Genomic DNA, 12,561 nt, shown 5'->3' on the forward strand with positions numbered 1-12,561 from the left:
AGCATGATTCAACAGGAAAGCAGACTTAGAGTAGCTGATAATACTGGAGCAAAAGAGTTACTTTGCATCCGTGTTATGGGCGGTTCTACAAGAAGATATGCTAACATTGGTGATGTTATTGTAGCTACAGTTAAAGATGCAACACCAGGCGGAGTTGTTAAAAAAGGCGACGTTGTAAAAGCTGTAGTTGTTCGTACGAAAAGAGGCGCACGTCGTAAAGACGGTTCCTACATCAAATTTGATGAGAACGCTGCTGTTATCATCAAAGATGACAAAACTCCAAGAGGAACTCGTATTTTTGGACCGGTTGCAAGAGAACTTCGTGAGAAACAGTTCATGAAGATTGTTTCCCTCGCTCCGGAAGTATTATAGGAGGTACCGATTAATGCTGAAAATTAAAAAAGGTGATACAGTTAAAGTAATCGCTGGAAAAGATAAAGACAAAGAAGGCAAAGTAATCGCTGTTAACGCTAAGAAAAACACAGTTACTGTTGAAGGTATCAACATGGTTACAAAACATACAAAACCAAGTATGGCTAACCAGGCAGGCGGTATCGTTCAGCAGGAAGGACCGATCGATGTTTCTAACGTTATGTATGTTCATAAAGGAGCAGCTACACGTGTAGGCTTCAAAATGGACGGCGACAAAAAAGTTCGTTTCGCTAAATCTACTGGCGAAGTGATTGATTAATCAAAGAGAGGAGGTCCAGCAAGTTGAGTAGACTGAAAGAGACATATCAGAATGAGATCGTAGACGCTATGATCAAAAAATTTGGATATAAAAATATCATGGAAGTGCCGAAACTTGACAAAATTGTTATCAACATGGGTGTTGGTGAGGCAAAAGAGAACGCAAAGATTCTTGAATCTGCTATGAAAGATCTCGAGATCATTGCAGGACAGAAACCGATTACAACAAAAGCTAAAAATTCCATCGCTAACTTCAAAATCAGAGAAGGTATGCCGATTGGATGCAAAGTTACTTTAAGAGGCGAGAAAATGTATGAGTTCCTTGATCGTCTGGTAAACCTTGCATTACCGCGTGTACGTGACTTCCGTGGCGTAAACCCGAATGCATTTGACGGCAGAGGTAACTATGCACTTGGTATCAAAGAGCAGTTAATCTTCCCTGAAATTGAGTATGATAAAGTTGACAAAGTAAGAGGTATGGATATCATCTTCGTTACAACAGCTAACACAGATGAAGAAGCACGCGAATTACTGACACAGTTCAACATGCCATTCGCTAAATAACAGGAGGAGACTTTAATGGCTAAGAAATCAATGAAAATCAAACAGCAGCGTACACCGAAATTCTCTACCAGAGCATATACACGCTGCAAAATCTGTGGACGTCCGCATTCTGTATTAAAGAAATATGGTATCTGCAGAGTATGTTTCCGTGAATTAGCTTACAAAGGTGAGATTCCGGGCGTTAAGAAAGCAAGCTGGTAGACCGAAAGCAGCTGAGTGAAAAATACAGGAGGAAACACAACATGACAATGAGTGATCCAATCGCAGATATGCTTACAAGAATCCGTAATGCAAATACTGCTAAACATGATACAGTAGATATTCCTTCATCCAAAATGAAAAATGCTATCGCTGAGATTTTATTCAACGAAGGATATATTACAAAATACGAGATCATTGAAGATGGTAATTTCAAAACAATCCGTGTTACACTGAAATACGGTGCTGATAAAAATGAAAAAATCATCACAGGTATCAAGAGAATCTCCAAACCGGGTCTTCGTGTATATGCAAACAAAAACGAGATCCCGAAAGTTCTGGGTGGTTTAGGAACAGCGATCCTTTCTACAAACCGGGGCATTATCACTGACAAAGAAGCTAGAAAACTTCAGGTTGGTGGTGAAGTATTAGCATTTGTATGGTAGGCCGGAAGCCACTTAGCGAAATCAAGCCATAGGCGCAGATTGAGGTTAGTGCGAGGCCCTTCTGTGAGAGTGGCGAAAGCAAGCCACAGGCACCGCTTGAGCTTAGCGAACAGAAGATACCCGTGGAAATGTTCTGGAGCCAGAGAATGGCTTGCAGAACTTCCTTAGCTCTCTGAAAGGGGAACTAAGAGACTGCTTTACAGACAATGCTGTAAGGTGGTACTGATATAAAAACGATCCAAAAGTATAATTCCATCAGAAGATGGAACATACTGTGTAACAATGCATGTCGGCAGATGTCGACCAATACAGAATATAGGAGGTACGGGCATGTCACGTATAGGAAGAATGCCAATCGCGATTCCGGACGGAGTAACCGTAACAATCGCAGAAAATAATCAGGTGACTGTAAAAGGTCCTAAAGGAACACTTGAGAGAGTGTTACCGGCAGAGATGGATATCAAACAGGAAGGTTCTGAGATCATTGTAACCAGACCAAATGATTTAAAGAAAATGAAATCTTTACATGGTTTAACAAGAACTCTGATCCACAACATGGTAGTCGGTGTAACAGCTGGTTACGAGAAAACACTGGAAGTAAACGGTGTTGGTTACAGAGCATCCAAATCTGGAAACAAACTGACATTAAACCTCGGATATTCTCATCCGGTAGAGATGAGCGATCCGGAAGGCTTAGAGGCAGTTGTTGATGGAAACAAAATCATTGTAAAAGGTATCGATAAAGAAAAAGTTGGCCAGTACGCAGCAGAAATCAGAGATAAGAGAAGACCTGAGCCTTACAAAGGAAAAGGTATCAAATATGCTGATGAAGTTATCAGACGTAAAGTTGGTAAGACTGGTAAGAAATAATTGGAGGTGTGACAGGTAATGGTTAGTAAGAAATCAAGAACAGAAGTTCGCGTTAAAAAGCACAAAAGAGTGCGTAATCATTTAGCAGGTACTGCTGAAAGACCACGTTTAGCTGTTTTTAGAAGCAATAATCATATGTACGCCCAGATTATTGATGATACAGTTGGAAACACACTGTGTGCAGCTTCTACAATGGACAAAGATGTGAAAGCAGCTTGTGAGAAAACAAACAATGTAGACGCAGCAGCTCAGGTTGGTACAGCAATCGCTAAGAAGGCACTGGAAAAAGGCATCACAACTGTTGTATTTGACAGAGGTGGTTTCATTTATCAGGGTAAAGTTCAGGCATTAGCAGACGCAGCACGTGAAGCTGGATTAAACTTTTAACAAGGAGGAAACAATACATGAAACGTACAATCATTGATCCCAGCCAGTTGGAATTAAATGAAAAAGTGGTATCAATTAAACGTGTAACCAAAGTTGTTAAAGGTGGACGTAACATGCGTTTTACAGCTTTAGTCGTAGTTGGCGATGGCAACGGTCATGTTGGTGCAGGTTTAGGAAAAGCAGCTGAAATTCCGGAAGCAATCCGCAAAGGAAAAGAAGATGCAATGAAGAAACTCATTGAGGTTAAATTAGACGAGAACAACAGTATTACACATGATACAACTGGTAAACATACAGGTGCATCTGTATTATTAAAGAGATCTCCGGAAGGTACTGGAGTTATCGCCGGTGGCCCGGCACGTAACGTGTGCGAGCTTGCTGGTATCAAAAACATCCGTACAAAATCTCTGGGATCCAATAACAAGCAGAACGTTGTACTTGCTACAATCAATGCGCTCAGCCAGTTAAAATCCCCGGAAGAAGTAGCTAGACTTCGCGGTAAATCCGTAGAAGAGATCCTGGGTTAAGGAGGGATATCAAATGGCAGATAAATTAAAAATCACACTTGTGAAATCTACAATCGGTGCAGTTCCGAAACATGTTAAAACAGTTGAAGCTTTAGGATTAAAGAAAGTGAACAAAACTGTAGAGATGCCGGATAACGCAGCAGTTCGTGGTATGATTCAGCAGGTTAGACATTTAGTAAAAGTAGAAGAAATCTAATAGTAAGGAGGCGCCACGATGGATTTATCAAACTTAAGACCGGCAGAAGGTTCAAAACACAGCGATAACTTCAGAAGAGGCCGTGGACACGGTTCAGGAAATGGTAAGACAGCAGGTAAAGGCCATAAAGGACAGAAAGCTCGTTCCGGAGCTCCAAGACCAGGCTTTGAAGGTGGTCAGATGCCATTATACAGACGAATCCCGAAAAGAGGATTCACTTGCAGAAACTCCAAAGAGATCGTTTCTGTAAACGTTTCTGCACTTGAGAGATTTGAGAATGATACAGTTGTTACTGTAGATACTCTGATCGAGGCAGGAATCGTTAAAAACCCAAGAGATGGTGTTAAAATCCTTGGAAACGGTGAACTGACAAAGAAACTTACAGTTCAGGCAAACGCTTTCAGTGCATCTGCAAAAGAGAAAATTGAGGCACTTGGCGGAAATGCAGAGGTGATCTAATGTTCGAAACAGTCCGTAACGCATTTAAGCTCAAGGAAATCAGAAGCCGTATTATTTATACCCTGCTCATGTTAGTAGTGGTACGAATCGGTACACAGCTTCCGATTCCGGGAGTAAATGGAAGCTATTTTTCGGAATGGTTTTCAGGCAATTCAGGCAGCGCTTTCGGATTTTTTGATGCAATTACCGGCGGTTCTTTCGAGAAGATGTCGGTATTTGCATTAAATATCACTCCATATATTACGTCTTCTATTATTATCCAGCTTCTGACGATTGCAATTCCGAAACTGGAAGAACTCCAGAAAGATGGTGAAGAAGGACGTAAAAAGATGACTGCGATCACACGTTATCTTACAGTTGCACTTGCTTTAATGGAGTCCCTGGCTATGGCTATCGGATTTGGTAAAAGCGGACTGCTTCTGGAGTATAATGCATTAAATATTATTACTGCAGTCGTAACGTTGACAGCCGGTTCCACAGTAATCATGTGGATCGGTGAGAGAATTACGGAGAACGGTGTCGGCAATGGTATTTCTATTGTCTTGACGATCAATATTATCTCCAGAATTCCGCAGGATCTTACATTGTTATTTGAACAGTTTGTAAAAGGAAAAGAAATTGCATTCCAGGTACTGAATCTTGCAATCATTATTGCAATCATTATTGCAGTAACTGTACTGACTGTAACATTACAGGGAGCTGAGCGCAGAATTCCGGTTCAGTATTCCAGAAAAGTACAGGGCAGAAAACAGATTGGCGGACAGTCCTCCTATATTCCTTTAAAAGTGAATACAGCTGGTGTTATCCCGATTATCTTCGCTCAGTCCTTATTCATGTTCCCATTGATTATCATGCAGCTGCTTGGTAAGTCTGGTGGAAACGGAGTTGGCGGTACGATTCTTAAAATGTTAAATCAGTCCAACTGGTGCGATTTCAAGGAGCCGATTTACTCTATTGGATTAATTGTATATATTGTATTAGTAATTGCATTTGCATATTTCTATACATCAATCACATTTAATCCATTGGAAATTGCAGACAATATGAAAAAACAGGGTGGATTTATCCCGGGCATCCGTCCAGGTAAACCGACCAGTGAATATCTGACAAAAATCTTGAACTACATTATCTTTATCGGTGCCGTAGGCCTGGTAATTGTAGCGATTATTCCGATCTTCTTCGAGGGAGCATTCAATGCATCCATTTCATTCGGTGGTACCTCTCTGATCATCATTGTAGGTGTTATCATTGAAACTTTAAAACAGATCGAATCACGGATGTTAGTTCGTAATTATAAAGGTTTTTTAAATGATTAATGTACAGTTGGAGATACTTGGAATACAGGTATCTCCATTTGTATACTTCAGATAAATTATATATTTTCAAAATAAAGCAAATCCTGTACAATAGAGAGAGCAATAAGGGAATGAGCTCAGAGTCGGAGGAGGAAAATAAGGAAATGAAAATAATTATGTTAGGGGCACCAGGTGCCGGAAAAGGAACACAGGCAAAGAAGATATCTGATAAATATGAAATCCCACATATTTCTACCGGAGATATTTTCCGTGCCAATATCAAAAATGGTACAGAACTTGGAAAGAAAGCCAAAACATATATGGATCAGGGACTGTTAGTTCCGGATGAACTGACCTGTGATCTGGTAGTTGACCGTATTTCTGAGGAGGACTGTAAGAATGGATTTATTCTGGATGGATTTCCAAGAACCATTCCGCAGGCAGAGTGTCTGACAGAAGCCTTAAATGAGCGCAATGAGAAAATGGACTATGCGGTCAATGTAGATGTTCCGGATGAGAATATTATTTCCAGAATGTCCGGCAGACGAGCATGCTTAAATTGTGGTGCAACATATCATATTGTCAATATTCCAACGAAGACCCCCGGAATTTGTGATCGTTGCGGTGAACCGGTAGTTCTTCGTGATGATGATAAACCGGAGACGGTAAAAAAACGTCTGGATGTATACCATGCACAGACAAAACCGCTGATCGACTATTATGCCGATCAGGGAATTCTGAAAACAGTAGATGGTACCCTGCCGATGGAAACTGTTTTCGATGAAATTGTAAAAATGATAGAAGCATAAAGCTCCAGAATGGAGGATAAGATGTCAGTAACGATTAAATCTGAACGTGAAATAGAATTGATCCGCAAGTCTTGCCACATTATTGCCAAGATTCATCAGGATCTTGGTAAAGAGCTGAAGGCTGGTATGTCTACACTGGAGGTTGACAGTCTGGCAGAAGATATGATCCGAAGCTATGGATGCGTGCCGAACTTTAAGAATTATGGTGGTTTCCCGGGATCTGTATGTGTCTCCATCAATAATGAAGTGGTACACGGAATTCCATCTGCCAAACGAATAATCCAGGAAGGTGATATCGTAAGTCTTGATATGGGATGCATTTACAAAGGATATCATTCTGATGCAGCAAGAACTCATGCAATCGGTGAAGTTTCCGAGGAAGCCAGATTACTGATCGAGCGCACCAGACAAAGTTTCTTCGAAGGAATCAAATATGCGAAAGCAGGAAATCATCTCCATCAGATTTCCAATGCCATCGGTGCATATTGTGAGAAATTTGGATATGGTGTAGTAAGAGATCTGGTGGGACACGGAGTCGGCTGTGAGCTGCATGAAGATCCGCAGATTCCGAATTTTATTCAGAAGAGCAGAGGTATCCGTCTGCGTCCGGGTATGACGCTTGCTATTGAGCCAATGGTCAATGCAGGCCGTTATGATGTGGAATGGACCGATGATGACTGGACTGTTATCACAGAGGATGGCTCACTGTCTGCACATTATGAGAATACAATTCTGATCACCGATGGCGAGCCGGAGATTCTGACACTGACAGAGGATGAGCGGGTTCTGATGCAGAACGGAGGACTGGGATGCGAGTAGAACTGGCATTGTCACTGGCAGGACATGATAAAGGACATTATTATGTGGTTGTCGGCGAAGAAGCTGAGGCTGTATATGTGGCAGACGGAGAATTGAAGCTGCTTGCACGGCCAAAGAGGAAAAACCGGAGACATATTCAGCCGATTCGAAAATTGCCTGCAGATGTGGCAGAACTTTTGCAGAACCAAATGGATGATGTGGTGATAAAACGTGCCATTAAATTGTATAAAAAGCATGTTGAAAAGTAAGAACACGTTAAATTTACACAGAACAGAATAAAAATAACAGGAGGCAAATGCATGTCTAAAGCAGATGTAATTGAAATGACCGGAACCGTTGTTGAGAAACTTCCGAATGCTATGTTTCAGGTAGAATTAGAGAACGGTCATCAGGTACTTGCACATATCAGCGGAAAACTGCGGACAAATTTTATCCGTATTTTACCGGGAGATCAGGTGAAGGTTGCACTTTCCCCATATGATCTCACAAAGGGCAGAATTACCTGGAGAGATAAATAATTTTGCAGGTTCACTCGTCATATGTATTCAGGTAATTAACATGCAGGCATAAGGCATGATCTGCATGGATAAGGATGAATGGCGTGTGGAACTAAAAAACATAAAAAAAACAGAAAAAAATGTTGCAATCATAAATACTCCATGCTATAATGTCTATCGACGCTTTTGGAAAACCAAGGGAATATTATGTGTATTTCCTGGCTTCTATTCACAAAACGAAAAGGCTTTGTAGTATGGAGTGTTTTTGTTTAAGGAAAGGAGGATTTGCTGTGAAGGTAAGATCATCAGTTAAACCTATTTGCGAAAAATGCAAAGTAATTAAAAGAAAAGGAAGCATCAGAATTATCTGTGAAAATCCGAAGCACAAACAGAGACAGGGTTAATCATTCTTTAGATAGATGATGAGAGCAGGTTGGAGACAACGCGAAACTGCTAATCCGTTCCTCCATGGAGCGCTCTGCCACAGAGTACCAATTTGGAACAGGATCTGTTTGAATCAGAAGGGATTACAGCGTCTCCTGAAATTTTCCGGATGTGCGGCTGCAGCAAGATTCCCTCTGAATTTTGCTGTTCATGGCGGAAGATAAAATGACACTGTGATGCTTCTATGCTGAATAATAGAAGCATGAATGAACAGCTGATGCAGGTTGTGCACACATTTCAGGCCGGGTAATCCGGAGCTGCATAAAATGTATCAGAATGTAACTAAGAAAACGAAATCATTATGGAGGTGTAAACACACATGGCTCGTATCGCAGGTGTAGATTTACCAAGAGAAAAACGTGTAGAGATTGGCTTGACTTATATTTATGGTATTGGCGTTGCAAGTTCCAATCGTATCCTTGCAGAAGCAAAAGTTGATCCTAATATCCGCTGCAAAGACTTAACAGATGATGATGTTAAGAGAATCAGTGCAGTAATCGATGCGTCTCAGACTGTAGAAGGTGACTTAAGAAGAGAAGTTGCTATGAACATCAAGAGACTTCAGGAGATTGGATGCTATCGTGGTATCCGTCACAGAAAAGGACTTCCGGTTCGTGGTCAGAAAACAAAGACCAATGCAAGAACAAGAAAAGGTCCGAAGAGAACAGTAGCAAACAAGAAAAAATAATGCATTGAGATAGAGAGGGATGTCATAGGACAGACCGCAATGCATACTGATTACAAAAATTTGTAGAAAGTAGGTTAGTTTAATTATGGCTAAAAAAGTTGCAAAGAAAGTGACTAAAAAGCGTGTAAAGAAAAACGTTGAACGTGGACAGGCACATATTCAGTCTTCTTTCAATAATACAATCGTTACATTGACAGACGCTGAAGGCAATGCTTTATCATGGGCAAGTGCCGGTGGTCTTGGATTTAGAGGTTCAAGAAAATCTACTCCTTATGCTGCACAGATGGCAGCTGAGACTGCTACAAAAGCAGCGCTCATTCATGGTCTTAAAACAGTAGACGTATTCGTAAAAGGACCGGGTTCAGGAAGAGAAGCAGCTATCCGTGCTCTTTCCGCAAGCGGCCTTGAAGTAACAAGTATCACAGACGTTACTCCGGTACCTCACAACGGTTGTCGTCCGCCAAAACGTAGAAGAGTCTAATTAGGAGGTGTAGTCTGAGATGGCAGTAAATAGAGTACCTGTTCTTAAAAGATGCAGATCCCTTGGTATGGATCCGATTTATTTAGGAATTGATAAAAAATCAAATAGACAGTCAAAAAGAGCAAACAAGAAGATTTCTGAGTATGGTCTTCAGTTAAGAGAAAAACAGAAAGCAAAATTCATCTACGGAGTTCTGGAGAAACCTTTCCACAACTACTATGAGAAAGCTGATAGAATGAAAGGCATGACTGGTACAAACCTCATGACAATTCTTGAGAGCAGACTTGATAACGTAGTATTCCGTCTTGGATTAGCTAGAACAAGAAAAGAAGCTAGACAGATCGTTGATCACAAGCATGTATTAGTAAACGGCAAATGTGTAAATATCCCGTCTTACTTAGTAAAAGCTGGTGACACAATCGAAATCAAAGAGAACGCTAAGAGCTCTCAGAGATATAAAGATATTCTTGAGGTAACAGCAGGTCGTCTTGTTCCGGAATGGCTTGATGTTGATCAGGAGAATCTGAAAGGCGAAGTAAAAGAGTTACCGACACGCGAGATGATCGACGTACCGGTAGACGAGATGCTTATCGTCGAGTTATATTCTAAATAATCATGTAGGCAACGAGCAGTGCCGAATTTGCACAAAAATCAGACGCTTCATGGCATCATGCAGGCGGATGATTTTTGTGTCTTAAAAAAGAAGCACTGATTTTATAAAATTTAAGGAGGGACGTCACAGTGTTCGATTTCGAAAAACCAAAAATTGAGATTGCTGAAATTTCAGAAGACAAAAAGTATGGCAAATTTGTCGTAGAGCCGCTCGAAAGAGGTTACGGCATTACTCTTGGTAATTCCCTGAGAAGAATCATGCTTTCTTCATTGCCGGGAGCAGCAGTTAGTCAGGTAAAGATTGATGGTGTTTTACATGAGTTCAGTTCAATCCCGGGTGTTAAAGAGGATGTTACTGAAATCATCATGAACATCAAGAATTTGGCTTTAAAGAATACCAGTCCGACAAATGAATCTAAAGTTGCTTACATTGAATTTGAAGGTGAAGGCGTTGTTACCGCAGCTGATATCCAGGTTGATCCGGACATCCAGATCATGAACCCGGATCTTGTAATCGCTCACTTAAACGGTGGCGTAGATTCCAAGTTATACATGGAACTCACAATTACAAAAGGTCGTGGTTATGTAAGTTCTGATAAAAATAAGAGCGAAGATACACCGATTGGCGTGATCGCGGTAGATGCTATTTATACACCGGTTGACCGTGTAAATCTGACGATTCAGAATACACGAGTAGGTCAGATTACTGACTACGATAAACTTACATTAGATGTTCATACAAACGGAACACTTGAGCCGGATGAGGCTGTCAGCCTTGCAGCAAAAGTATTAAGCGAGCATCTGAATCTCTTCATTGACCTGTCTGAGAACGCTAAGACAGCAGAGGTTATGATTGAGAAAGAAGACAACGCAAAAGAGAAAGTTCTGGAAATGAATATCGATGAACTTGAATTATCCGTTCGTTCTTACAACTGCCTGAAGAGAGCAGGAATCAATACAGTAGAAGAGTTGACAAACAGAACACCGGAAGACATGATGAAAGTTCGTAATCTTGGACGCAAGTCTTTAGAAGAAGTACTGGCAAAATTAAAAGAGTTAGGCTTACAGCTTAATCAGGGCGAAGAGTAATTCTTTTAATTGATCGGAAATCATTTTGATTTTGAGATGGTGTGATTTTACACTTTCTTAAATATAACTCATTAATCGGCAGAGGATATAAGACCGACGTGCGTTAATCTGTCGTCATTCATGAGTGGAGGAATATCAACAGGGCAGGCGAAACGTCTCCCCGCATCACATTCGGTATCTAAGACCAAAGTGCGTTGCCGGATGAACCACAATAATGGAGGGCTATTAAAATGGCAAAATATCGTAAATTAGGAAGAACATCTTCCCAGAGAAAAGCATTGATCAGAAGTCAGGTAACTGCATTACTTCACAACGGAAGAATTATTACAACAGAGGCTAGAGCAAAAGAAGTTCGTAAAGTCGCTGAAGGCCTGATCGCAGCTGCTGTAAAAGAGTGCGATAACTTTGAAGAAGTTACAGTTAAAGCAAAAGTTGCTCGTAAAGACAGCGAAGGCAAGAGAGTAAAAGAAGTTGTAGATGGTAAAAAAGTTACTGTTTATGATGAAGTAGAGAAAACAATCAAGAAAGATATGCCATCCCGTCTTCATGCAAGAAGAGAGATGCTGAAAGTTCTTTACCCTGTAACAGAGACAGGTGCTAAAAAGAAAGATACTCAGAAAGTTGATTTAGTAGATAAATTATTTACAGAGATCGCACCAAAATACAAAGGTCGTAACGGTGGATATACAAGAATCGTTAAAATCGGTCTTCGTAAAGGTGACGGAGCAATGGAAGTTGTTCTTGAGTTAGTATAAGATTTAAAGAGGTACTTCATGAAGTCATACGAAAAGAAATTTTCGTATGACTTCTTTTTTGATTATTGAAAAAACAGACCAATCAGGATAACTTGCAAAAAGATTGCTATCAGGATAATTTGCACAAGTATCATAGTTTAAAAATGATTGATGAACCATAATACTTGTGCAGATGCAACGAAAGCCTTTTCAAATACTTCGATAAAGTATGCGCATTACACATTTCCAGTCGGTAATATCTTAACAAAACGCACATTAATAAGTTTATATTATTAAAAAGCATGATTTTTCTATTGGAAAGATGCAAAAATATGTTATATTATAAGCATGTACTTGAGAAAGTACAAAATAATTAACAGGGAAAAATAATTGAAAAGAAGAATTGGAGGGAAGTCATATGAGAAATGTAGAAAACAAAAAATCATTATTTGCAGGTGTAGGTGCAGACAGCAAATATCGTTGCAACTTATGTGGACACCTTACAAAAAGTTATGGTCAGCGTTGCCCACACTGTGGAACCGTTGCTTCCATTTATACAGCAACAGATGTAACTTTTGATGCTACTTCATATCGCTAGTATGTAGCTGCTAAATCAGTAATTTTCAAATACCAACATAAATACCAAACCTTTATCCGTGTGGAAGGGAAGCCACAGGGAGAAAAACCTAACTCTTTATATACTTTGTCCGAAGTATAAGCACAAAAAAGAAGCGGCAAGACCGCTTCTTTTTTTGT

General features: G+C 40.3%; 22 protein-coding genes. All 22 read left to right on the forward strand.

Translation table 11 applies throughout. The features are described from left to right. Positions 1–3 precede the first annotated feature (3 nt). The 22 genes from rplN (at position 4) to ACIRUQ_RS00365 (ending at position 12,403) form a co-directional block, all read left to right on the forward strand. The gene (rplN, locus tag ACIRUQ_RS00260; RefSeq protein ID WP_021739349.1) at positions 4–372 is read left to right on the forward strand and encodes a 50S ribosomal protein L14; all 369 of its coding nucleotides are present in this window, start codon (positions 4–6) and stop codon (positions 370–372) included. A 13-nt stretch (positions 373–385) separates the two neighbouring features. Continuing rightward, positions 386–691 carry a 50S ribosomal protein L24 gene (rplX, locus tag ACIRUQ_RS00265; protein WP_021739348.1) on the forward strand — a complete coding sequence of 102 codons (306 nt, stop codon included), beginning with the start codon at positions 386–388 and terminating at the stop codon, positions 689–691. Between the two features lie 23 nt (positions 692–714). Then, a complete protein-coding gene (rplE, locus tag ACIRUQ_RS00270) occupies positions 715–1,254 on the forward strand; it encodes a 50S ribosomal protein L5 (RefSeq protein WP_021739347.1) in 540 nt (179 codons plus the stop codon). Positions 1,255–1,269: 15 nt separating this feature from the next. Then, positions 1,270–1,455: a type Z 30S ribosomal protein S14 gene (locus ACIRUQ_RS00275; protein ID WP_021739346.1), complete on the forward strand. Its 186-nt coding sequence runs from the start codon at positions 1,270–1,272 to the stop codon at positions 1,453–1,455. Between the two features lie 41 nt (positions 1,456–1,496). Beyond that, the gene (gene rpsH, locus ACIRUQ_RS00280) at positions 1,497–1,898 is read left to right on the forward strand and encodes a 30S ribosomal protein S8 (RefSeq protein ID WP_021739345.1); all 402 of its coding nucleotides are present in this window, start codon (positions 1,497–1,499) and stop codon (positions 1,896–1,898) included. A 330-nt stretch (positions 1,899–2,228) separates the two neighbouring features. Continuing rightward, on the forward strand, positions 2,229–2,768 hold the full coding sequence (gene rplF / locus ACIRUQ_RS00285) for a 50S ribosomal protein L6 (protein ID WP_022035231.1): 540 nt from the start codon (positions 2,229–2,231) through the stop codon (positions 2,766–2,768). 18 nt (positions 2,769–2,786) lie between these two features. Beyond that, entirely contained in the window at positions 2,787–3,155 is a 369-nt protein-coding gene (gene rplR / locus ACIRUQ_RS00290) for a 50S ribosomal protein L18 (RefSeq protein ID WP_021739343.1), read from the forward strand. A 17-nt stretch (positions 3,156–3,172) separates the two neighbouring features. Further along, complete coding sequence (gene rpsE, locus ACIRUQ_RS00295; RefSeq protein WP_021739342.1) at positions 3,173–3,682, forward strand: 30S ribosomal protein S5; 510 nt, start codon at positions 3,173–3,175, stop codon at positions 3,680–3,682. 13 nt (positions 3,683–3,695) lie between these two features. Further along, positions 3,696–3,878 (forward strand): 50S ribosomal protein L30, encoded by a 183-nt coding sequence (gene rpmD, locus ACIRUQ_RS00300; protein WP_021739341.1) that lies wholly within the window; start codon positions 3,696–3,698, stop codon positions 3,876–3,878. A gap of 18 nt (positions 3,879–3,896) precedes the next feature. Continuing rightward, on the forward strand, positions 3,897–4,337 hold the full coding sequence (gene rplO, locus ACIRUQ_RS00305; protein ID WP_021739340.1) for a 50S ribosomal protein L15: 441 nt from the start codon (positions 3,897–3,899) through the stop codon (positions 4,335–4,337). After that, entirely contained in the window at positions 4,337–5,653 is a 1,317-nt protein-coding gene (gene secY / locus ACIRUQ_RS00310) for a preprotein translocase subunit SecY (protein WP_021739339.1), read from the forward strand. The genes rplO and secY overlap by 1 nt, the downstream gene beginning before the upstream one ends. A gap of 143 nt (positions 5,654–5,796) precedes the next feature. Continuing rightward, positions 5,797–6,441 carry an adenylate kinase gene (locus tag ACIRUQ_RS00315; RefSeq protein ID WP_022035233.1) on the forward strand — a complete coding sequence of 215 codons (645 nt, stop codon included), beginning with the start codon at positions 5,797–5,799 and terminating at the stop codon, positions 6,439–6,441. A gap of 21 nt (positions 6,442–6,462) precedes the next feature. Continuing rightward, positions 6,463–7,260 carry a type I methionyl aminopeptidase gene (map, locus tag ACIRUQ_RS00320; RefSeq protein WP_022035234.1) on the forward strand — a complete coding sequence of 266 codons (798 nt, stop codon included), beginning with the start codon at positions 6,463–6,465 and terminating at the stop codon, positions 7,258–7,260. Continuing rightward, entirely contained in the window at positions 7,251–7,508 is a 258-nt protein-coding gene (locus ACIRUQ_RS00325; RefSeq protein WP_021739336.1) for a KOW domain-containing RNA-binding protein, read from the forward strand. Before map ends, ACIRUQ_RS00325 begins: the two co-directional genes overlap by 10 nt. Before the next feature lie 51 nt (positions 7,509–7,559). Next, positions 7,560–7,778, forward strand: a complete 219-nt coding sequence (infA, locus tag ACIRUQ_RS00330; RefSeq protein ID WP_021739335.1) for a translation initiation factor IF-1 — start codon at positions 7,560–7,562, stop codon at positions 7,776–7,778. Between the two features lie 269 nt (positions 7,779–8,047). Further along, positions 8,048–8,161 carry a 50S ribosomal protein L36 gene (rpmJ, locus tag ACIRUQ_RS00335; protein ID WP_003022746.1) on the forward strand — a complete coding sequence of 38 codons (114 nt, stop codon included), beginning with the start codon at positions 8,048–8,050 and terminating at the stop codon, positions 8,159–8,161. A gap of 359 nt (positions 8,162–8,520) precedes the next feature. Next, the gene (gene rpsM, locus ACIRUQ_RS00340) at positions 8,521–8,889 is read left to right on the forward strand and encodes a 30S ribosomal protein S13 (RefSeq protein WP_021739334.1); all 369 of its coding nucleotides are present in this window, start codon (positions 8,521–8,523) and stop codon (positions 8,887–8,889) included. 85 nt (positions 8,890–8,974) lie between these two features. Beyond that, a complete protein-coding gene (rpsK, locus tag ACIRUQ_RS00345; protein WP_021739333.1) occupies positions 8,975–9,370 on the forward strand; it encodes a 30S ribosomal protein S11 in 396 nt (131 codons plus the stop codon). Between the two features lie 19 nt (positions 9,371–9,389). After that, the gene (gene rpsD, locus ACIRUQ_RS00350; protein ID WP_021739332.1) at positions 9,390–9,983 is read left to right on the forward strand and encodes a 30S ribosomal protein S4; all 594 of its coding nucleotides are present in this window, start codon (positions 9,390–9,392) and stop codon (positions 9,981–9,983) included. Positions 9,984–10,111: 128 nt separating this feature from the next. After that, positions 10,112–11,071 carry a DNA-directed RNA polymerase subunit alpha gene (locus tag ACIRUQ_RS00355; protein ID WP_021739331.1) on the forward strand — a complete coding sequence of 320 codons (960 nt, stop codon included), beginning with the start codon at positions 10,112–10,114 and terminating at the stop codon, positions 11,069–11,071. 230 nt (positions 11,072–11,301) lie between these two features. After that, on the forward strand, positions 11,302–11,826 hold the full coding sequence (locus ACIRUQ_RS00360) for a bL17 family ribosomal protein (RefSeq protein ID WP_022035235.1): 525 nt from the start codon (positions 11,302–11,304) through the stop codon (positions 11,824–11,826). A gap of 397 nt (positions 11,827–12,223) precedes the next feature. Beyond that, the gene (locus ACIRUQ_RS00365; protein WP_021739329.1) at positions 12,224–12,403 is read left to right on the forward strand and encodes a hypothetical protein; all 180 of its coding nucleotides are present in this window, start codon (positions 12,224–12,226) and stop codon (positions 12,401–12,403) included. The last annotated feature ends 158 nt before the right edge of the window (positions 12,404–12,561 follow it).

This window comes from Eubacterium ramulus (assembly GCF_045002895.1).
GTDB lineage: Bacteria > Bacillota > Clostridia > Lachnospirales > Lachnospiraceae > Eubacterium_I > Eubacterium_I ramulus.